The sequence below is a fragment of the Burkholderia sp. 9777_1386 genome (genome assembly GCF_015712265.1).
GTDB lineage: Bacteria > Pseudomonadota > Gammaproteobacteria > Burkholderiales > Burkholderiaceae > Burkholderia > Burkholderia cenocepacia.
Window position 1 is genome coordinate 1 of the sequence record NZ_JACCQB010000039.1, and the last position, 18,919, is coordinate 18,919.

The window sequence follows — 18,919 nt, forward strand, 5'->3', positions numbered from 1 at the left end:
GCGGGGCGTCGTTTCGTCGTCGCCCGGGGCAGTGACGCGCGAGAGTTGCGCGCCGACCGCCGCGTCGCCCGGCTTGCGTTCGGCGAGCAGGAACAGCGGGCCTTCGAGCGCGCCGAGTTCCGCGAGCGCGCGTCGCCGCGTGGCTAGCCACGTCGCGGCCGGCCGCACCCACGACGGTTCGTAGTGGATCAGGCCGAGCTCCTGCGAGATCGCGCCGTGACGGGCGAACGCGTCGGCGGCCAGCGCGCGCCGTTCGGCCGGCTGCGCGATCTGCGTCACGCGCCGCCACTGGTCGAGCAGCGCCGCGAGCGCCGTGTCGATCTGCTTGCCGATGCTGACCGGCCAGATGCGCGTGAACACGAGATACACGACCACGTTGCCGAGCAGGATGCCGATCGTGCGATCGCGCGCGAGCGTCAGGTCGAAGCCGGGGCCCGCGCCCTGGATCACGCACAGGAAGAACGCGAACGCGACCTGGAAGCCCGCGTACGCGATGCGCGGCGATCCGAACGCGACCCACGCGGACAGCCACGCGCCGACGAAGACGAGCGCCATCAGTTCGCCGATCGACGACAGCGACGGGACGACGAACACGAGCGCGGCGGTGCCGATCAGCGCGCCGACGATGCAGCCGGCGATGCGCAGCGTGAGCTTCTCGACCGTTTCGGCCGTCGAGCCGAGCGACACCATGTAGCAGGTGATGAAGCAGGTATGGATGCCCGACCAGTCGAGTTGCGAGTACAGCAGGTAGCAGAACATCGCCGCGACCGTCGTCTTCAGCGCATAGCGGATATGGTCGGGATTGGTGCGTGCGTCCGGCAGGAAGAAGCCGCCGCGCGGCGCGGGCGGTGCCGCGGGTGCGGCCGGTTGGCCGGCGGCGCGCGCGTCGGCGGTATCGGCCGGCGCGGCCGCCGTGTCGATCGCGGGCGGTTCCGCGAACCGCGTGATCGCGGCGTGTAGGTCCGTCGCGACGACGCGTGCGAGCGGCGGCAGCGCATCGGCGGCTGGCAGCGCGAGCGTCACGTCGACCGGATAGCCGCCCCGTTCGAGGATCGCGGCCATCTCGTCGAGCGTCGTTGCGATCGGCGTGGCGAACGCGTCGGGCAGCCGCGCCTGCGGTTCGCGATCCGCGAGCGCCACCGCCACGAGCAGTGCGGTGCTCGACGCGACGGCCTGCCGCAACGCGACGACATCCGCGCCCGACGACGAGCCTTCGAGCTTCGACAGCTTGAGCCACGTGAGCAATGGCTTGTCGCCTTCGCGCAGGCTGGCATCGAACCCGGCGCGCGCGTCGTCGTCGCCGCGCAGCCGCCGCGCGGCGAGCCGCAGCCGCTTCGCGAGCTGCGCGTGCGCGAGCTTGCGCGGCGACGGCGCGATCAGCAGGTTGACGATGATCGCGACGCCGACCGGGATCGCGACCATCAGCCAGGCATAGAGCAGCGCGCGCGTCGCGGCTTCGCCGACCGGCGCGAGGCCCAGCTGGTCGAGCCCGAAACCGACGATCATCGCGAGGATCGCGCCGACGGGGCGCAGCTTGCTGGCGGACGTCAGGTAGAGCAGCCCGACCGACAGCACGGCCATGCACGCGACGCGCAGCACCGAATACTCGATGCTGAAGATCGCGACGCCGATCACGAGCGCGATCACGATCGTGACGAGCAACAGCATCGCGACCGCGAGCACGGCGCTCGTCACGCGATCGGCGCGGTTCAGGAAGAACACGACGTACGCGGAAATCGCGGCTTCGGGCGTGCCGTACCCGCTCGTCACGAGCACGACGAGCGCGCAGATCAGCGCGACGCGCACGGCCATGGCCGCGCGTCCCGGAAACGGCGCGAGCAGCCGCAGGACTTCGCGCGGGCCCGGCGAGCGGACGTCAGCGGCAGGCCGAGCCATGCCGGACCTCGACGATCGCGCTCGCGCCGACACGCACGAGCTTGCCGTCGGGTTCGTCGAGCTTCACGCGCACCGGGAAGCGCTGCGCGACGTGCACCCAGTTCACCGAGCGCTGCACGATCGGCAGCGAGCGCGGCAGGTTGATGCGGTCGCTGTCCGCAATGCCGGCGCCGATGCCGACGACCTTGCCGGTCATCGGGCGGTCGCGGTCGATCATCGAATAGACGGTCGCGCAGTCGCCGACCGCGATGCGGTTCAGCGACGTCTCGCGGAAATTGCCGACCGCGAACCATTCGCTCGCGTCGATCAGCGTGAAGATCGACTGGTTCGGCGCGAGGGTTTCGCCGGGAAGCACGCTCAGGCCCGTCACGAGCCCGTCGTGCGGCGCGCGTACGACCGTATCGTCGAGCGCATGCTGCGCGCGGGCCAGCGCGGCTTCGCGCGCATGCAGCGTCGCGATCGCGTCGGCGTCGTCGCCGATCGTCTGCGCGGACGCGCGCTGCTGCTCCTGCGCCTGCGCGAGCGACACGGCCGCGTCGCGCTGGCGCACCTTCGCCTGATCGAACTGCTGCGCGCTGACGTAGCCCTGCGCGGCGAGCGGCGCGAGCCGGTTCACGTCGCGCGTCGCGAGATCGTGGTTCTGCGTCGCGCGCTTGACCTGCTCGGCGGCGACGGACGCATTCGAGCGCTCGCCGATCAGCGAACGGCGGCGCGTGTCGAGCGACGCGCGCGCGAGTTCGAGATCGGCCTGCGCCTGCGCGACGGTCAGCCGGTACGGCACGGGATCGATCACGTACAGCAGGTCGCCTTTCGCGACGCGCTGGTTTTCATGCACGGCGAGCTGCACGATGCGACCGCCGACCGGCGACGCGACGTGCACGACGTCCGCGTCGATCGACGCGTCGTCGGTGGACGGGTAGGCCGTCGTGCGGTGGTACGCGTACGCGAGCGCCGCGATGCCGAGCGCGACGATCGCGAGCGCGATCACGCGGCCTTTGACGGAGGGGCGGGCGATGCCGGCGGCCTTCATGCGAACGGCCCCGTGCCGGTGAGCCAGACGATCACGGCGACCACGAGCCCGATCGCGGTGCAGACGGCGAGCTGGTAAGGCACCGTCGCGGCCCAGCCGGTCGCGACGAACACGCGGTGCGCGACGATCGCGCCGACGATGCCGACGATCGCGCTGACGAGCCACAGCGGGAAGTACGCGCCGAACAGCACGTAGGACGGTGCGCCGCGCGATGCGCAGCCTGCGAGTGGCAGGGCGGGCGCCAGGACGGCGGCGATGCGCAGGGGCGCGCGCGGCGTTGTTTTTCTCATGGGGTGACGAGCTCGACGTTGGGGGTGGATGCCGGGCGCGGCGCAATGCGGATCGTCGCGACCGGCCGGGCCGGGACGACGATTCCAGGATACGGAGCCGATCATAAATCAGCGCGATGCGGACCGCCAGCGATCCGGCACGCGTTTGCGGCATGGGCCGAGGCCGGCGGTGGCCGCGCCGTCGGTCATGCCGGACGGTCCGGCCGCGCGTGTCGGCAGCGACGGCCGGAACGCCGCGATTTTGCCAGCCCAAGCTCGCGTAGGGTTGCTAACGGACTGTAAAGGATCGTCAGACGACATCACGCAGCGGAATTTGCGATGCCGACGCAGCGGAATCGGCGCGTAACACGCCGATTGCCCGTCGAACGCATGCGAATCCGCTCAGTCGGGCTGACCGCGCGCGTCCTCGACGAGCAGGTCGACGAGATCGCGCGCGAAGCGCGGCAGCGCATCGAGATCGGCGACGCAGATCTGCAACTGGCGCTCGGCCCAGTCGTCTTCGAGCGCGACGAGACGCAGCGCCATCGTCTTCGCATGACGGCGCGCGGTGCCTTCGGGCAGCACGCCGACGCCGACGTTCGCCTCGATCATCCGGCACGCGGTCTCGAAGTTGCTGACCTGGATGCGCCAGCGCAGCGTGCGCTGCACGTCGGCGGCCGCGCGTTTCAGGAACGCGTGGATCGCGCTCGCTTCGGGCAGGCCGATGAAGTCGTGGTCGAGCGTCGCGACGAACGGCGTCGATGCCAGGCCGGCGAGCGGATGCCCGAGCGCGGTCGCGAGCACGAGGCGGTCGCGCCGGTACGGCATCGCCTGCAGCCCGTCGGTGCGCACGTCGCCGGCGACGATGCCGATGTCGATCATGCCTTCCTGCACCGCGCGCACGATGTCGGGACTCAGCCGCTCCTGCATGTCGATCGTCACGTCCGGATGGTCGACGAGATAGTGGCGCAGCACGCCCGGCAGGAACTCGCTCATCGCCGTGGTGTTCGCGAACACGCGCACGTGGCCTTTCACGCCCGATGCATATTCCTGCAGGTCGCCGGTCAACTGCTCGAGCTGGCGCAGCACGCGGCGCGCATGCGCGAGCAGCGTCTCGCCCGGCGCGGTCAGCGTGACGCCCTGGCTCGTGCGGCTCAGCAGCTTCACGCCGACCTGTTCCTCGAGGTGCTTGATGCGCGTGCTGGCGGCCGGCACCGACAGGTGCGCGCGTTCGGCGCCGCGCGTCAGGCTGTTCGCTTCCGCGATGTGCGTGAAAAGTTTGAGGTCGACGAGATCGAAGCGCATGGATCTGGCAGCGGGAGGATGGCCGATTATCGCGCGAAGCCGCACGGCGCGGCACCGTGAGGCGCGACCCGTCGTCGCGACCGGGATCTGTGTACCATCGTGCGTAGGGCGCGACGCGCCGCACCGGGCATCGCGGCCCGTGCGACGCAGGTCGTGGAAGCGGTCGTGCAACGAAGGTGAACGTTTCATGCGAAGTTTCTTTGTCCGGTTCATTGCAATCGGCGTGCTGTTCCATCTGTATGTCGGGATGCGCATCATTCCCGATGCGTTCGCGTCGCCGCTCGCACGGACGATCGCGGCGCTCGTGCTGGCGAGTTTCGTCGTGTTGATCCCGGTCGGCATGTTCTCGCGCCGCTTCGACGAAGGCTGGGCCGCGACGCTGGTCGGCTGGGCCGGCGCGCTCGCGATGGGCTTCTTCTCGTCGCTGCTGGTGCTGACGTTCGTGCGCGACATCGTGCTGCTCGGCGTGCTCGCGTGGCGCCATCTCGGACATGACGGCGCATGGAGCGGCGCCGCGCCCGACACGGCGCTCGGCGTGCTGGCGGCCGCGGTGCTCGTGACCGCGATCGGGTTCGTCGGCGCGCGCCGCACGGCGGCGGTCAAGCGCGTGTCGATTCCGATTGCCGGGCTGCCGGCCGCGCTGGACGGGCTGACGATCGTGCAACTGTCCGACATTCACGTCGGGCCGACGATCAAGCGGCCTTATATCGAACGGATCGTGCGCGCGGTCAATGCGCTCGACGCCGACCTGGTGGCCGTGACGGGCGATGTGGTGGACGGCTCCGTCAAGCGCCTGCGCGAACACACGGCGCCGCTCGGCCAGATGCGCTCGCGGCACGGCACCTTCCTCGTGACGGGCAACCACGAGTACTACGCAGGCGCGCATGCGTGGATCGACGAATTTCGCCGTATCGGGCTGACGGTGCTGCTGAACGAACACGTGCTGATCGAGCGCGGCGGCGCGCGCGCGGTGCTGGCGGGCGTGACCGACTTCACGGCGGGGGGCTTCGATCCCGCGCATCGCAGCGACCCCGCGCAGGCGCTGGCGGGTGCGCCGCGCGACGTCGGCACGAAGATCCTGCTCGCGCACCAGCCGCGCAGCGCGGAGGCGGCGAACCGCGCGGGCTTTACCGTGCAGTTGTCGGGGCACACGCATGGCGGCCAGTTCCTGCCGTGGCCGCCGTTCGTACGGTTGCAGCAGCCGGTGATCGGCGGGCTGAACCGCTTCGGCGACATGTGGCTGTATACGAGCCGCGGCACTGGCTACTGGGGGCCGCCGAACCGCTTCGGCGTGCCGTCCGAGATCACGCTGATCCGGCTGACGCGCGGCTAGCGGAGGGCCGCGAGGCGAGACGCGTGCACCGCGGGGCGCGGCCGCGTTCTTTTCTTTCCACGTCGAATGACGGCGCATGGCGGCGCGCGGCGCCGTTGGCTAGTATGCAGGCATGCCTCGTTCGTTCCTCGCCCGTTCCTGCCGACATGTCGACGCCCGATCTTTTCGCTGATACGCCCGCGCCAGACGTGGACTGGTACCCGGACTGGCTTGCGCCGCCCGAAGCCGACCGCGCGTTGGCCACGCTGATCGACGAGGTCGCGTGGCGGCAGGACACGATCCGCACGCCGCGCGGACGCATTCCGTTGCCGCGGCTCACCGCGTGGCAGGGCGAACCGGATGCCGTGTACGTCTATTCGGGCATCCGCAACGTGCCGCAGCCATGGACGCCGGGCGTGCTTGCGCTCAAGCATGCAGTCGAGGCGACGTGCGGCGTGCGTTTCAACAGCGTGCTGCTCAATCGCTATCGCAACGGGCTGGACAGCCTCGGCTGGCACGCGGACAACGAACCCGAACTCGGCGACGCGCCGGTGATCGCGTCCGTGAGCCTCGGCGCGATGCGGATGTTCGATCTTCGCCATCGCGCGACTGGCGCCACGCACGCGTACCGCCTCGTGCATGGCAGCCTGCTCGTGATGCGCGGCCGCACGCAGGCCGAATGGCAGCACCGCGTGCCGAAGGCGCCGGGCGTGCAGGGCGAACGCATCAACCTGACGTTCCGGCGCGTGTCGATGGCGGCCGAATAGATCGCGCCCCGTTTCGGTGATCCACGAAAGGCCGATGCAAGCAATTGGCCGCGCGTGCGGCACGTTGCCGCACGAACGCAAGGCGGGGCGGCCGGACGTGGCCCTCAGGCCCGTCCCGCAAGGCTTACAGATGGATTCGATCGACCGCCCGGTTCCGATAGGTGAGTGAAACCTCTGATGGTGCGTCGCAACAATTATTGACTAGACTGTGGAATGGCAGAAACGCGTCGGCAGACCGGCGCGCCCCTTTCGACATGTCTCCGTGCGCTGCCGATGCAGCGCGCAACGGGGCAGGAGCAAAACGCGTGACCGTACTCGACCCTTCCTTCGAACCCTCGCTGCACGTCTTCGAGCAAGACGGCGGATGGCAATGGGCGCTGACGGTGAAGCGGGCGACCGGCGTCGGCGTGAAAGTCGTGGCGTTCAGCCGCGAAGGCTTTCGCGGCGAAGCCGAGGCATACGCCGCCGGCCAGCTTGCCCGCGCCGAATATGACGACGCCGTGACGGCCTGACGCCGTCGCGGCGATCCCGCGCGGGGATCGTCTTCCTCTGTGCCGTCCGTTTCCGGACGGTGCTTTCCCGACCGTTTTCCGTTTTCGTTTTTCGCTGTGCGAGGCGATCGTCTGCCGGCGTTCGTCGCGCCAAATGATCCGTGCCGTTCGATGCTCGGGCATCGCGCCGACGATGCGGCATGCGTGGCGCAAGCCTGCACGCGGACTCGCGGCATCCGAGTCAATGCGAACCACGCATGGTGCGAGCGCGTCTGGAAAATGCCGAGCCATATCGTAATAAGATATGAAGTTATCGCACCGGCGGGACGACGACGTCCCGCTTCCCTGAAAGGAGCTATCCGTGCAGTTGACCCAGTTAGGCGGGCATGTCGCCCAATCCGGCATCGCCGAACGGCAAAAACACGCGCAGGCGCTGATGTTCGGGATGGCGAACATCGACGAATACGTATCCCGCGGCGTCTGCTACGACGCCGCGGCCTATGTCCGCTATCTGCTGCGTGCCGACGCGCTGATCGCGCCCGATGCGCTGCTCGATACGGCCGGTCAATCGTGGAGGACGCGGTTCAACTTCGAAACCGGCGATCAGTGGGACGGGCGCGCGAGCATTCCGGCGGGCACCGCGGTCGGCTTCGCGCGCGGCGGCAATGTCTTTCATGCGGCGATTGCGGTCGGCGGCACCCGGATTCGCGCGATCAACGGTGGGCTGCTGGGCGCCGGATGGATGAATCCGGTCGACCTTGCGCGGGCGCTGCAGCCGGATCCGGCCGGCGGTTTTACGTACGATCGCACGACCATTCGCGTCCATCTGTCGCGCCTGTAGGCGGGGCGGCATCCCGTCTCCCGCTCCGGCCACCGTTGCCCGGGCGCGCCGCGCGGCCGCCTTCCCGCCGTTCGGCGATTTCCGCATGGCGTCGCGCCGTCCAACGCTGCTATCCTCTCGACCTTGAATGACGCGTCATGGCGGCGTGGCCGCGCATGCTGCAGCGCGGCGCCGCGCGCCGGTGCGAGCCCAGGCGCGCACTGAGGTAGCATGACCGAATATCCACGACGATCGATGACCCGTTTCGTGACCGACTTCCTTCCGTCCATGTCCACATGGTCAAGACAACGATGAGCGATGCACCCGATCCGGCGGTGCCTGGCGACGACGAGTCGTCGGGCGGCGCTTCGTCCTATCTGGTGCCGGGGCTCGAACGCGGGCTGCGGATCCTCGCCGAATTCTCCGCGCGCGAGCCGGTGCTCGGCGCGCCTGAACTGTCGAAGCGCATCGGCATTCCGCGCACGACCACGTTCCGCCTGCTGCAGACGCTCGAAGCGCTCGGTTTCCTCGAACGCGTGAACGGCGACCGCTATTTCCGGCTCGGCGTCGGCGTGCTGCGGCTCGGCTTCGAATACCTGAATTCGCTCGAACTGACCGATCTCGGCACGCCCGTGCTCGAGCGGTTGCGCGATTCGACCGGCCTGTCGACGCACCTGCTGATCCGCGACCAGCGTGACGTGGTGTTCGTCGCGAAGGCGCAGAGCAATGCGTCGATGTTCGGTTCGGTGAAGGTGCACGTTGGCACGCGCCTGCCCGCGCATGCGACCGTGCACGGTCACGTGCTGATGGGCGACCTGACGCGCGACGCGCTGCGGCAGATCTATCCGGAAAAGAAGCTAGAACAGTTCACCGAGCGCACGCCGGGCACCGTCGACGAGCTGTACGAACGCGTGCGTCATTACGCGCGGCTCGGCTATGCGGTCAGCGAGGCAGCGTTCGAGAGCGGCATTTCGGCCGTGACCGCGCCGGTGCGCGATCATTCGGGCTCGATCGTCGCGGCGATCACCGCGACGGTGCCGCGCTCGGAGATCGGCGAGGCCGGCGAGAAGGAGCGGCTCGTCGAAGCCGTGTGCGGTGCGGCGGTCGACCTGTCGCAACGGCTGAACTATCGTCCGCTCGAAAGCGACCCGACGTTCGCGCATGCGCGCCACAAGGTCGCGATGTTCTGACGCTCGCGCATCGATCCGGCCGCGGTGCGCGGCATCGCATACGACGAGAGCGGCCCGCGGGCCGCTCTCGTCGTTTTCCGGCACCGCACGCGCGGCGCGCAAACCTGCTCAGAACGAGTGATGGATGCCGGTCAGCACGATCACCTGGTTCGCGGTGCTCGACACGCCGGCCGTGAAGAACGCGGCCTTCGCACCGCCCGAACCGTGTTCATAAAGCACGTTCGCATACAGCTGCGTGCGCTTCGACAACGCGTAGATGTCGCCGAGTTCGACCTGCGTCCAGCGGCGGCCGGCCAGCGTCGTGGTCGCTGCGCCGCCCGCGATCGTGTTGAACGCGCTGCTGCGGTAGTTCACACCCGCGTCGTAGCTCTGGAACGTGTCGGAAAACCCGTTCGACTGCATCTTCACGCGCGTGTAGAGGCCGTGCACGAGGAAGTCGCCGATCTGGTACGACGCGCCCGCGCCGATGTTCTCGACCTTGTTCGCAAGGTAACCATTCGCGGTGTTCTGCCCCTGGAACGATGTGATGCCCGTCTGGCTGATCAGGATCGCGCGGTCGTGCTCGTTCGAGTAGACGGCCGACGCCTTGAACGGCCCGTTCACGTAGTTCAGCGCGACGCCGACCGATTTGCCGGTCGAGAAGTTCGTCGTGTTGCCGAGCGCGAGCGTCGCCGCGGCCGAGAAGCCCGCGAAGGTCGGTGAACGGTACTTGACCGAATTGTTGTACGGCACGTTGCCGGTCGCGGCGAGCCCGTCGATATTGCCCGGGTGGAACGCAAACCAGCTCATCGCGAGGTACGCCGTGCTGAGCGGATCGAGATAGTCGAACGTCAGCGGCGTCTGGCGGCCGAGCGTCAGCGTGCCGTAGCGCTCCGAACTCAGGCCGACGAACGCCGCGCGGTTCCAGATCGTGTTCGCGGTCGCGAACTGGCCGTTGTTCGTATAGAAGCCGTTTTCCAGCTGGAAGATCGCGGACAGCCCGCCGCCGAGATCTTCCTTGCCCTTCAGGCCCCACCGGTCGGGCTGCGTATTGCCCTGGATCATCGCCCACTTCGCGTGGCCGCCGACGTTGTTCACGTACGCGATCCCCGCGTCCATGCTGCCGTACAGCACCACGCTGCTCTGCGCCCACGCGCCCGACGCGGCGCCCATTCCGATGACTGCCGCTGCTACCGCATGCTTGACCATTTTGTCTCCTGACTCTCCAACCTGATGAATACGTGTCGTGACGGCCTGCGCGGGGACGGCCGGCCGTCGCGCATGTTCATCGCCGCATGGGCATTCGTATGTTCCATATAAGGAACAGTGTGCCTCTGATGGAATGGAGTATAGAGGCGCCGAGCGCCGGATCAAAAATAAATTTTTCGGGACGGATGGGCGCGGTGCCGACGCCCGGCAACCCGGCGAGATGTCTCGAAAAAGCCGATAAATCCCCGTCGAATAACAAAAAATTACATTCGATCAGGTAGGCGAAAGGGTGCGTCGACCTGACGGTCGGTGTTTTCCCTAGGACATGCAGCTTTTTGTTTTACTCGTGGAAAGTCGCTCCTATAATCACCATCCATAAACTGCTGTTCCTGATATGGAACAAATCGGAACAAACCGAGAGTCGATCAGAAGGAAGGGTGTGAGATGTCTGAACAATGGATTTGCGCCGGTCACGCCGGCGCGCTGTCGGAAGACACGCCGATCGAGTTCAAGCGGACCGACGGCGTGGAAATCGGGATCTACCGCGTCGGCGACGACGTGTATGCGCTCGAGAACGTGTGCCCGCATGCGTACGCGCTGCTGACGCAGGGGTTCGTCGACGAAGGCACGGTCGAATGCCCGCTGCACGAGGCCGTGTTCGACATCAAGACGGGCGAATGCCTGAAGGGTCCGGGCGGGCGCGCGCTGAAGCAGTACGCGGTGCGCCTCGCCGGCGAGGAAATCCAGATCAAGGTGGAATGACATGAAAGAAGCGACCGTCAACTTCAATCCCTTCCTGAAGCCGTGGGTGGCGCCGCAGCCGAACAACATCGCGGGCAAGGGGCAGATCGAAATCCCCGGCCAGGTCGAGAACCTGGTCTGGCAGAACCGCAAGGCCGCACCCACGCAGTACGAGAACGACCTCGGCGATGCGCTCGAACGCGTGTTCGAGAGCGGCGCGACCGAGCTGGACGATGTCGTCGCGGGCCTGAACCGCATCGGCTTCCGCGCGCCGGACGGCACCGCGTGGACCGCGGCGCGCTTTCGCGCCGAAATGGCCTCGCTGGCGGAATGAGCGCGCGCGCCGCGTGACCACCGACCCGACGACAACCGAATCCGGAGCACACTGATGACGTCCCCCGACCAACACGAAGCCCAACACGACCCGGTCCGTGACTATCTCGACCGCGGCATCAAGAACTACTGGTATCCCGTCGCACCGAGCTGGCAGGTGTCGAATGCACCGGTCGGCCTCACGCGCCTGTCCGAGCAGATCGTGCTGTGGCGCGATCACGACGGCAAGGTCCACGCACTGGAAGACCGTTGCCCGCACCGCGGCGCGCGCCTGTCGCTCGGCTGGAACCTCGGCGGCAACATCGCGTGCTGGTATCACGGCATCGAAGTCGACGGCGGCGGCACGGTCAACCGCGTGCCGGCGGTGTCGAACTGTCCGCTCGAAGGCACGAAGTGCGTGAAGTCGTATCCGGTCGAAGAGAAGGCCGGCGCGATCTTCCTGTGGTTCGGCGACGAAGCGCACGGCGAGCCGGCGCCGCTGAACCTGCCGGAAGAACTGGTCGCCGACGAGTATGGCCACTTCCTGTGCGTATCGAACTGGAAGTGCAATTACCAGTACGCGATCGACAACGTGATGGACCCGATGCACGGCGCGTATCTGCACGCGACGTCGCACTCGATGGCCGAAGGCGACAAGCAGGCCGACATGCGCGTGCGCAAGACCGAAACGGGGCTGATGTTCGAGAAGATCGGCCAGCGCGACGTGAACTTCGACTGGGTCGAGCTCGGCGAAACGGGCTGCCTGTGGATGCGTCTCGCGATTCCGTACAAGCAGAAGTTCGGCCCCGGCGGCAACTTCGGGATCATCGGCTTCGCGACGCCGGTCGACGGCGACCACTGCCAGGTCTATTTCTGGCGTACCCGCAAGGTCAGCGGCTGGCAGCGCGACGTGTGGCGCTTCATGTACCGCAACCGCCTCGAGGGTCTGCACTGGGACGTGCTCGAGCAGGATCGCTACGTCCTCGAAAGCCTCGCGCCGCATGCGCGCGATCACGAATACCTGTACCAGCACGACGTCGGCATCACGCGTGTGCGCCGGATGCTGCGCCAGCGTGCGCAGGAACACCTGTCCGCGCTCGACGCGCATCGTGCGGCGCATGCCGCCGCGGAGCCCGCGAATGGCTGAGCTCGCTCCGATCGTCGCGCTGCCCGGTCGCCGCGTGCTCGTCACAGGCGGCGCGCGCGGTCTCGGCGCCGCCTTCGTGAAGGCGCTGGTCGAAGCGGGCGCGCAGGTCGCGTTCGGCGACGTGCTCGCGCAAGAGGGCCGCGCGCTGGCCGCGCAGCTCGCGCAAGCCGGCCACACCGCGCATTTCTTCGCACTCGACCTCGCCGATCCGGCCAGCATCGACGCATTCGTCGCGCAGGGCGCGGCGGCGCTCGGCGGCCTCGACGCGCTGATCAACAACGCGGCGATCACGAACTCGGGCGGCAAGCTGTCGACGGAGCTCGACGTGTCGACGTGGGACGCCGTGATGAACGTGAACGTGCGCGGCGTATGGCTCGTCAGCAACGCGGCGCTGCCGCACCTCGCGCGGTCGGGTCGCGGCGCGATCGTGAATCTTGCGTCGGACACCGCGCTGTGGGGCGCGCCGAAGCTGCTCGCGTACGTCGCGAGCAAGGGCGCGGTGATCGCGATGACGCATGCGCAGGCGCGTGAGTTCGGCGCGCACGGCGTGACGGTCAACGCGATCGCGCCGGGGCTGACCGAAGTCGAGGCGACCGCGTACGTGCCGGCGGAACGCCATGCGTTCTACCTGCAGGGCCGTGCGCTGACACGCGCGCAGGTGCCCGACGACGTGACGGGCCCGGTGCTGTTCCTGCTGTCGGACGGCGCGCGCTTCGTGACGGGCCAATTGCTGCCGGTCAACGGCGGCTTCGTAATGAACTGAATTGCAGTTTTCACTCGGAATGAAGGAGAGGACGATGGCGGACGCCGATCTCGAACGCAAGTCGTGGGACCAGCCGGAAGGCGCAAGCTTCAACGACTGGATGGAAGGGCGCGTCGCGCGCTATGCGACGCGGCGCTACGACTGGGACGCGCTGAAGTTCCAGGCCGATTACGACCCGAAGTACCGCCGTGCGCAGATGCGCTATGTCGGCACGGGCGGCACGGGCGTCGCGAAGGACGTCAACACGGTGCCGGCCGGCAACTTCACGTTCTCGACGATGGTCATCCCGGCCGGCAACATTGGCCCGAGCCACATCCATATCGACGTCGAGGAAATCTTCTTCGTGCTGCGCGGCAAGATGAAGGTGATCTGCGAGCGCGACGGCGAGACGTGGGAAGCGATCCTCGGCGAGCGCGACCTGATCTCGGTGCCGCCCGGCGTGTATCGCACGGAAATCAACATCGGCGAGGAAGATGCGCTGATGTGCGTGATGCTCGGTTCGTCGAAGCCGATCACGCCGACGTATCCGCCCGATTCGCCGCTCGCGAAGATCAAGCGTTGAGACGGAGCGGGTGAAGCAATGAGTGTCATCGACAAACGTGAACGCGACCGCACCGCGGCGTTCGCCGCGCTGCTCGGGCAGTTTCCCGAGCAGCGTTGCGCGGCCGGCGCGGCGGGCACGATCGGTTATCGCGAGGCCGGCGCGCAGCATGCGGGCCGCGCGCTGCCCGTCGTGCTGCTGCACGGGATCGGCTCGGGCGCCGCGTCGTGGGTCCGCCAGCTCGACACGCTGGGCGCGTCGCGGCGCGTGCTCGCGTGGGATGCGCCCGGTTACGGCGTGTCGACGCCCGTGCACGGCGCGTCGCCGGCCGCCGCCGATTACGCGGCAGCGCTGAACGCGTGGCTCGAGGCACTCGGCATCGAACGCTGCGTCCTGATCGGCCATTCGCTCGGCGCGATCATCGCGGGCGGTCTCGCCCGCGTGACGCCCGCGCGGATCGCCGGCCTGCTGCTGGTGTCGCCCGCGGGCGGCTACGGCAGCGCACCGGCCGAGACCCGCGAAGCGCGCCGCGACGCGCGGCTCGCGATGCTCGCGGAACTCGGCCCGGCCGGGCTCGCCGAGCAGCGCAGCGGCAACATGCTGTCCGGTTTCGCGAACGAGGAGGCACGGGCGTGGGTGCGCTGGAACATGGCGCGCATCGTGCCGGCCGGCTATGCGCAGGCCACGCATCTGCTCGCGAACGCCGATCTCGCGGCCGATCTCGCCGGCTTCCGGGGCCGCACGGCCGTGGCCGTCGGCGCGAACGACGCGATCACGCCGCCCGCCGCGTGCGAGCGGATCGCCGCGGCCGCGCACGTCGGGCTGCAGGTGATTCCGCAGGCAGGGCACGCCGGCTATGTGGAAGCGCCGGCCGCGTATTCCGCGCTGATCGACTCGTTCTGCCGGCAGTGCGATACGCAGTGGGGGCTGGCATGAAGTCCCCCCACGCTCACCTTGGTTCGCGGGAGGCATAAATGAGCGAACCGCTGCAACAAAACGAATCCGAAAACGCGAAGGCCGAAGCCAGCTACGTGGTGCCGGGCCTCGAACGCGGGTTGCGGATTCTCGCCGAATTCTCGCCGCGCGAGCCCGTGCTCGGCGCGCCTGAACTGTCGAAGCGGCTCGGCATTCCGCGCACGACGGTGTTCCGTCTGCTGCAGACGCTCGAATCGCTCGGCTTTCTCGAACGCGCGGACAAGGATCGCAACTACAAGCTCGGCATCGCGGTGCTGCGGCTCGGCTTCGAATACCTGAGCTCGCTGGAGCTGACCGATCTCGGCCTGCCGGTGATCGAAAGCCTGCGCGATGCGACAGGCTTCACGACGCACATCGTGATCCGCGACGGCCGCGACGTGGTGTTCGTCGCGAAGGCGCAGAGCCAGTCGCCGGTGTTCAGTTCGATCCGCGTGAACGTCGGCACCCGGCTGCCCGCGCATGCAACGACACACGGCCACGTGCTGATGGGCGACCTGTCGCTGAAGGAACTGCATGCGCTGTATCCGGAAGGCGTGCTGAACCGGATGACGAGCGCGACGCCGGAAACGGTCGACGCGCTGTACGAAGTGATCCGCGAGGATGCGCTGCGCGGCTACGGCGTCAGCAATTCGTCGTTCGAGCGCGGGATCTCGGTCGTCACGGCGCCGGTGCGCAACGAGACGCAGAAGATCGTCGCTTGCATCACGGTGACGGTGCCGCGTCCGGAGATCGACGCGGCGCTGATCGCGGACGGGCTGATCGACAAGGTGCAGCGCGCGGCGGCGGAACTGTCGCGGCGGCTGAATTACCGCTCGGATGACGAGCACACGTTTCTCAAAGCTTTAGGACTCCGATGATCCAGATCGATCTGAGCGGGCAAGTGGCGGTGGTGACGGGCGGTTCGTCCGGCATCGGACTCGCGACAGCCGAACGGTTTCTGCAGGCAGGCGCGTCGGTTGCGATCTGCGGCCGCGACGACGAACGCCTTGCACGCGCCGAGGCGATGCTGCGCGGCAAGTATGCGGATGCACGACTGCTGGCCACGCGCTGCAACGTGCTCGACGAAGCCGACGTGACCGCGTTCGCGCAAGCGGTATCCGCGCGTTTCGGCCGCGCCGACATGCTGGTCAACAACGCCGGCCAGGGTCGTGTCTCGACCTTTGCCGACACGACCGACGACGCCTGGCGCGAAGAACTCGAACTGAAGTACTTCAGCATCATCCGCCCGACGCGCGCATTCCTGCCGCTGCTGCGCGATGCGGCCGCGCCGACGATCACCTGCGTGAACTCGCTGCTCGCGCTGCAGCCGGAGCCGCACATGGTCGCGACGTCGTCGGCGCGTGCCGGCGTGCTGAGTCTCGTGAAGTCGCTCGCGACCGAACTGGCGCCGCAGCGCATCCGCGTGAACTCGATCCTGATCGGCATCGTCGAGTCGGGGCAGTGGCGCCGCCGCTACGACACGCAGGCGCAGCCCGGCGAAAGCTGGGAGGACTGGACGGGCGCGCTCGCCCGCAAGAAGAACATTCCGCTGAATCGCTTCGGCAAGCCTGACGAGGCGGCCTGGGCACTTTTTTATCTCGCAACGCATCTGTCGTCCTACACGACGGGCAGCCATATCGACGTTTCTGGAGGCTTTGCACGCCATGTCTAAAAAAACCACGGTTGGCGAGCTGATTGCCGCCTTTCTCGAGCAGTGCGGCGTGAAAACCGCATTCGGTGTCATCTCGATCCACAACATGCCGATCCTCGACGCGATCAATTCGCGCGGCAACATCCGGTATGTCGGTGCGCGCGGCGAAGCGGGTGCGCTGAACATGGCCGACGGGCTGGCCCGCGTGTCGGGCGGCCTCGGCGTCGCATTCACGAGCACGGGCACGGCGGCCGGCAACGCGGCCGGCGCGATGGTCGAGGCGCTGACGGCCGGCACCGCGCTGCTGCACGTGACCGGGCAGATCGAGACACCGTATCTCGACCAGGATCTCGCGTACATCCACGAAGCGCCCGACCAATTGTCGATGCTCGACTCGATCTCGAAGGCCGCGTTCCGCGTGCGCACCGTCGAAACCGTGCTGCCGACGATCCGCGAAGCCGTGCGCATCGCGGAGACCGCGCCGACGGGCCCCGTGTCGGTCGAGATTCCGATCGACATCCAGGCGGCCGAAATCGAATGGCCGGAAGACCTCGCGCCCGCCCACGTCGCGGTGCGCGAGCACGACACCGCCCGCGTCGCGAAGCTCGCCGACGCGCTCGCGGCCAAGCGCCGCCCGCTGCTGTGGCTCGGCGGCGGGGCACGCCATGCACGCGAGGAAGTCGAACGCCTCGTGAAGCTCGGCTTCGGCGTCGTGACGAGCGTGCAGGGCCGCGGCGTGCTGCCGGAAGATCATCCGGCGACGCTCGGCGCGTTCAACGTGCATGCGTCCGTCGAGGCGTTCTACAAGACCTGCGACGCGCTCGTCGTGGTCGGCTCGCGCCTGCGCGGCAACGAAACGCTGAAGTACAAGCTCGCGCTGCCGCAGCCGCTGTTCCGCGTCGATGCCGATGCGCTCGCCGACAACCGCGGCTATCGCAACGCGCTGTTCGTGCACGGCGATTCGAAGCGCGTGCTGGCCGAACTGGCCGACCGCCTCGAAGGCCGCCTGTCGGTCGATCCGCGGTTCGCGGCCGATCTCGCGGCGGCCCGCGAGGAAGCGGTGGCCGACGTGTCGAAGGGCCTCGGGCCGTACAAGAAGCTCGTCGACACGCTGCAGGGCGTGGTGGGCCGCGACTACAACTGGGTGCGCGACGTGACGATCTCGAACAGCACGTGGGGCAACCGCCTGCTGAAGATCTTCGAGCCGCGCTCGGGCGTGCATGCGCTCGGCGGCGGCATCGGCCAGGGTATCCAGATGGGCATCGGCGCGGCGCTCGCGGGCACGGCGGCGAAGACGGTCTGCCTCGTCGGCGACGGCGGCCTGATGGTCAACGTCGGCGAGCTCGTGACGGCCGTGCAGGAAAACGCGAACGTGATGATCGTGCTGATGAACGACCAGTGCTACGGCGTGATCCGCAACATCCAGGACGCGCACTACGGCGGCCGCCGTTGCTTCGTGCAGCTGCACCAGCCGGATTTCGCGCAGTTCTGCGCGAGCTTCGGCCTCACGCACTACCGGATCACGTCGCTCGACCAGGCCGAAGCGATCGTGCGCGAAGGGATGGCGAAGGAAGGGCCGGTGATGGTCGAGGTCGACATGCTGTCGGTCGGTTCGTTCGCGTCGAACTTCGCGGGGCCGCCGGTGAAGAAGGAAGCGCCGACGGAGCGCCAGTATGCATAACGGCCAGAAGCGCGCGCACGCGCCCGTCGACGTCGCGATGATCGGCTTCGGCGCGATCGGCGCGGCCGTGTACCACGCGGTCGAGCACGATGCGTCGCTGCGCGTCGCGCACGTGATCGTGCCGGCACACCAGCGCGCGGCGGTGCAGGGCGAGCTCGGCGACGCGGTGGAGGTCGTGTCGTCGGTCGACGCGCTGGCCCGCCGCCCCGAGTTCGCGCTCGAATGCGCGGGCCACAGCGCGCTGGTCGATCACGTCGTGCCGCTGCTGAAGGCCGGCACCGACTGCGCGGTCGCATCGATCGGCGCGCTGTCCGATCTCGCGCTGCTCGACGTGCTGTCGCAGGCCGCCGACGAAGGCGGCACGACGGTGACGCTGCTGTCGGGTGCGATCGGCGGCATCGACGCGCTGGCGTCCGCGAAGCAGGGCGGCCTCGACGAAGTGCTGTACGTCGGCCGCAAGCCGCCGCTCGGCTGGCTCGGCACGCCGGCCGAGGAATTGTGCGACCTGCGCGCGATGACCGGGGAAAAGGTGATCTTCGAAGGCACTGCACGCGACGCCGCGCGGCTGTATCCGAAGAACGCGAACGTCGCGGCGACGGTCGCGCTCGCGGGCCTCGGTCTCGACGCGACGCACGTGCGCCTGATCGCCGATCCGGCGGTGGCGCGCAACGTGCATCGCATCACCGCACGCGGCGCGTTCGGCGAGATGTCGCTGGAAATGAGCGGCAAGCCGCTGCCCGACAACCCGAAGACGTCCGCGCTGACGGCGTACAGCGCGATTCGCGCGCTGCGCAACCGCGCGGCCCGCTGCGTGATCTGACCGGACCATCGAGCGTCCGCCCGCGCCACGGCGAGGGCGGA

At 68.3% G+C, this 18,919-nt stretch carries 20 protein-coding genes; 15 read left to right on the plus strand and 5 right to left on the minus strand.

The window, feature by feature from the left end; translation table 11 throughout:
- The 4 genes from H0X91_RS24755 to H0X91_RS24770 form a co-directional block, all read right to left on the minus strand.
- The coding region (locus H0X91_RS24755; protein ID WP_196433425.1) for an FUSC family protein at window positions 1-1,896 on the minus strand (1,896 nt) is incomplete at its 3' end.
- Window positions 1,877-2,926 (minus strand): multidrug transporter subunit MdtN, encoded by a 1,050-nt coding sequence (gene mdtN, locus H0X91_RS24760; protein WP_006489885.1) that lies wholly within the window; start codon window positions 2,924-2,926, stop codon window positions 1,877-1,879. The genes mdtN and H0X91_RS24755, both read right to left, overlap by 20 nt.
- Entirely contained in the window at window positions 2,923-3,216 is a 294-nt protein-coding gene (locus H0X91_RS24765; protein ID WP_060268182.1) for a hypothetical protein, read from the minus strand. Before H0X91_RS24765 ends, mdtN begins: the two co-directional genes overlap by 4 nt.
- 381 nt (window positions 3,217-3,597) lie before the next feature.
- Window positions 3,598-4,500 (minus strand): LysR substrate-binding domain-containing protein, encoded by a 903-nt coding sequence (locus H0X91_RS24770; protein ID WP_006489897.1) that lies wholly within the window; start codon window positions 4,498-4,500, stop codon window positions 3,598-3,600.
- 187 nt (window positions 4,501-4,687) lie between these two features.
- Here H0X91_RS24770 and H0X91_RS24775 point away from each other — a divergent pair, with 187 nt between their 5' ends.
- The 5 genes from H0X91_RS24775 (at window position 4,688) to H0X91_RS24795 (ending at window position 9,080) form a co-directional block, all read left to right on the plus strand.
- Window positions 4,688-5,833, plus strand: coding sequence for a metallophosphoesterase (locus tag H0X91_RS24775; protein ID WP_006489901.1), 1,146 nt, complete (start codon window positions 4,688-4,690; stop codon window positions 5,831-5,833).
- Between the two features lie 146 nt (window positions 5,834-5,979).
- The gene (locus H0X91_RS24780) at window positions 5,980-6,579 is read left to right on the plus strand and encodes an alpha-ketoglutarate-dependent dioxygenase AlkB family protein (protein ID WP_048987973.1); all 600 of its coding nucleotides are present in this window, start codon (window positions 5,980-5,982) and stop codon (window positions 6,577-6,579) included.
- A 305-nt stretch (window positions 6,580-6,884) separates the two neighbouring features.
- Window positions 6,885-7,091 (plus strand): hypothetical protein, encoded by a 207-nt coding sequence (locus H0X91_RS24785; protein ID WP_006489891.1) that lies wholly within the window; start codon window positions 6,885-6,887, stop codon window positions 7,089-7,091.
- Window positions 7,092-7,431: 340 nt separating this feature from the next.
- A complete protein-coding gene (gene tecA, locus H0X91_RS24790; protein WP_006489887.1) occupies window positions 7,432-7,911 on the plus strand; it encodes a type 6 secretion system effector deamidase TecA in 480 nt (159 codons plus the stop codon).
- A 275-nt stretch (window positions 7,912-8,186) separates the two neighbouring features.
- Window positions 8,187-9,080, plus strand: a complete 894-nt coding sequence (locus H0X91_RS24795) for an IclR family transcriptional regulator (protein ID WP_062910411.1) — start codon at window positions 8,187-8,189, stop codon at window positions 9,078-9,080.
- A gap of 108 nt (window positions 9,081-9,188) precedes the next feature.
- Here H0X91_RS24795 and H0X91_RS24800 read toward each other — a convergent pair whose 3' ends face one another.
- Window positions 9,189-10,268 carry a porin gene (locus tag H0X91_RS24800; protein ID WP_006489902.1) on the minus strand — a complete coding sequence of 360 codons (1,080 nt, stop codon included), beginning with the start codon at window positions 10,266-10,268 and terminating at the stop codon, window positions 9,189-9,191.
- A gap of 444 nt (window positions 10,269-10,712) precedes the next feature.
- Here H0X91_RS24800 and H0X91_RS24805 point away from each other — a divergent pair, with 444 nt between their 5' ends.
- The 10 genes from H0X91_RS24805 to H0X91_RS24850 are packed head-to-tail and all read left to right on the plus strand — an operon-like array spanning window position 10,713 to window position 18,878.
- Window positions 10,713-11,030: a non-heme iron oxygenase ferredoxin subunit gene (locus H0X91_RS24805; protein WP_006489883.1), complete on the plus strand. Its 318-nt coding sequence runs from the start codon at window positions 10,713-10,715 to the stop codon at window positions 11,028-11,030.
- A 1-nt stretch (window position 11,031) separates the two neighbouring features.
- Entirely contained in the window at window positions 11,032-11,343 is a 312-nt protein-coding gene (locus H0X91_RS24810) for a recombinase-like helix-turn-helix domain-containing protein (protein ID WP_058903254.1), read from the plus strand.
- 54 nt (window positions 11,344-11,397) lie between these two features.
- Window positions 11,398-12,468: an aromatic ring-hydroxylating dioxygenase subunit alpha gene (locus H0X91_RS24815; RefSeq protein WP_062884813.1), complete on the plus strand. Its 1,071-nt coding sequence runs from the start codon at window positions 11,398-11,400 to the stop codon at window positions 12,466-12,468.
- Window positions 12,461-13,231: an SDR family oxidoreductase gene (locus tag H0X91_RS24820; RefSeq protein WP_006489881.1), complete on the plus strand. Its 771-nt coding sequence runs from the start codon at window positions 12,461-12,463 to the stop codon at window positions 13,229-13,231. The genes H0X91_RS24815 and H0X91_RS24820 overlap by 8 nt, the downstream gene beginning before the upstream one ends.
- A gap of 34 nt (window positions 13,232-13,265) precedes the next feature.
- Window positions 13,266-13,793, plus strand: a complete 528-nt coding sequence (locus H0X91_RS24825) for a cupin domain-containing protein (RefSeq protein WP_006489904.1) — start codon at window positions 13,266-13,268, stop codon at window positions 13,791-13,793.
- A gap of 18 nt (window positions 13,794-13,811) precedes the next feature.
- On the plus strand, window positions 13,812-14,708 hold the full coding sequence (locus H0X91_RS24830; protein WP_062910412.1) for an alpha/beta fold hydrolase: 897 nt from the start codon (window positions 13,812-13,814) through the stop codon (window positions 14,706-14,708).
- A 38-nt stretch (window positions 14,709-14,746) separates the two neighbouring features.
- Complete coding sequence (locus H0X91_RS24835; RefSeq protein WP_006496928.1) at window positions 14,747-15,604, plus strand: IclR family transcriptional regulator; 858 nt, start codon at window positions 14,747-14,749, stop codon at window positions 15,602-15,604.
- Entirely contained in the window at window positions 15,601-16,398 is a 798-nt protein-coding gene (locus H0X91_RS24840) for an SDR family oxidoreductase (protein ID WP_006496929.1), read from the plus strand. The genes H0X91_RS24835 and H0X91_RS24840 overlap by 4 nt, the downstream gene beginning before the upstream one ends.
- A complete protein-coding gene (locus H0X91_RS24845; RefSeq protein ID WP_062910413.1) occupies window positions 16,391-18,058 on the plus strand; it encodes a thiamine pyrophosphate-binding protein in 1,668 nt (555 codons plus the stop codon). The genes H0X91_RS24840 and H0X91_RS24845 overlap by 8 nt, the downstream gene beginning before the upstream one ends.
- Window positions 18,051-18,878: an aspartate dehydrogenase gene (locus H0X91_RS24850; protein ID WP_034202181.1), complete on the plus strand. Its 828-nt coding sequence runs from the start codon at window positions 18,051-18,053 to the stop codon at window positions 18,876-18,878. Before H0X91_RS24845 ends, H0X91_RS24850 begins: the two co-directional genes overlap by 8 nt.
- Window positions 18,879-18,919 lie beyond the last annotated feature (41 nt).

What these genes read in the sequence shown, in the direction of transcription:
- H0X91_RS24795 (WP_062910411.1), top strand. Translation starts at nt 8,187, where the DNA reads ATGGTCAAGACAACGATGAGCGATGCACCCGATCCGGCGGTGCCTGGC.
- H0X91_RS24800 (WP_006489902.1), bottom strand. Translation starts at nt 10,268, where the DNA reads ATGGTCAAGCATGCGGTAGCAGCGGCAGTCATCGGAATGGGCGCCGCG.
- H0X91_RS24825 (WP_006489904.1), top strand. Translation starts at nt 13,266, where the DNA reads ATGGCGGACGCCGATCTCGAACGCAAGTCGTGGGACCAGCCGGAAGGC.
- H0X91_RS24835 (WP_006496928.1), top strand. Translation starts at nt 14,747, where the DNA reads ATGAGCGAACCGCTGCAACAAAACGAATCCGAAAACGCGAAGGCCGAA.
- H0X91_RS24845 (WP_062910413.1), top strand. Translation starts at nt 16,391, where the DNA reads ATGTCTAAAAAAACCACGGTTGGCGAGCTGATTGCCGCCTTTCTCGAG.
- H0X91_RS24840 (WP_006496929.1), top strand. Translation starts at nt 15,601, where the DNA reads ATGATCCAGATCGATCTGAGCGGGCAAGTGGCGGTGGTGACGGGCGGT.
- H0X91_RS24830 (WP_062910412.1), top strand. Translation starts at nt 13,812, where the DNA reads ATGAGTGTCATCGACAAACGTGAACGCGACCGCACCGCGGCGTTCGCC.
- H0X91_RS24850 (WP_034202181.1), top strand. Translation starts at nt 18,051, where the DNA reads ATGCATAACGGCCAGAAGCGCGCGCACGCGCCCGTCGACGTCGCGATG.
- H0X91_RS24810 (WP_058903254.1), top strand. Translation starts at nt 11,032, where the DNA reads ATGAAAGAAGCGACCGTCAACTTCAATCCCTTCCTGAAGCCGTGGGTG.
- mdtN (WP_006489885.1), bottom strand. Translation starts at nt 2,926, where the DNA reads ATGAAGGCCGCCGGCATCGCCCGCCCCTCCGTCAAAGGCCGCGTGATC.
- H0X91_RS24815 (WP_062884813.1), top strand. Translation starts at nt 11,398, where the DNA reads ATGACGTCCCCCGACCAACACGAAGCCCAACACGACCCGGTCCGTGAC.
- H0X91_RS24805 (WP_006489883.1), top strand. Translation starts at nt 10,713, where the DNA reads ATGTCTGAACAATGGATTTGCGCCGGTCACGCCGGCGCGCTGTCGGAA.
- H0X91_RS24770 (WP_006489897.1), bottom strand. Translation starts at nt 4,500, where the DNA reads ATGCGCTTCGATCTCGTCGACCTCAAACTTTTCACGCACATCGCGGAA.
- H0X91_RS24780 (WP_048987973.1), top strand. Translation starts at nt 5,980, where the DNA reads ATGTCGACGCCCGATCTTTTCGCTGATACGCCCGCGCCAGACGTGGAC.
- H0X91_RS24765 (WP_060268182.1), bottom strand. Translation starts at nt 3,216, where the DNA reads ATGAGAAAAACAACGCCGCGCGCGCCCCTGCGCATCGCCGCCGTCCTG.
- H0X91_RS24775 (WP_006489901.1), top strand. Translation starts at nt 4,688, where the DNA reads ATGCGAAGTTTCTTTGTCCGGTTCATTGCAATCGGCGTGCTGTTCCAT.
- H0X91_RS24820 (WP_006489881.1), top strand. Translation starts at nt 12,461, where the DNA reads ATGGCTGAGCTCGCTCCGATCGTCGCGCTGCCCGGTCGCCGCGTGCTC.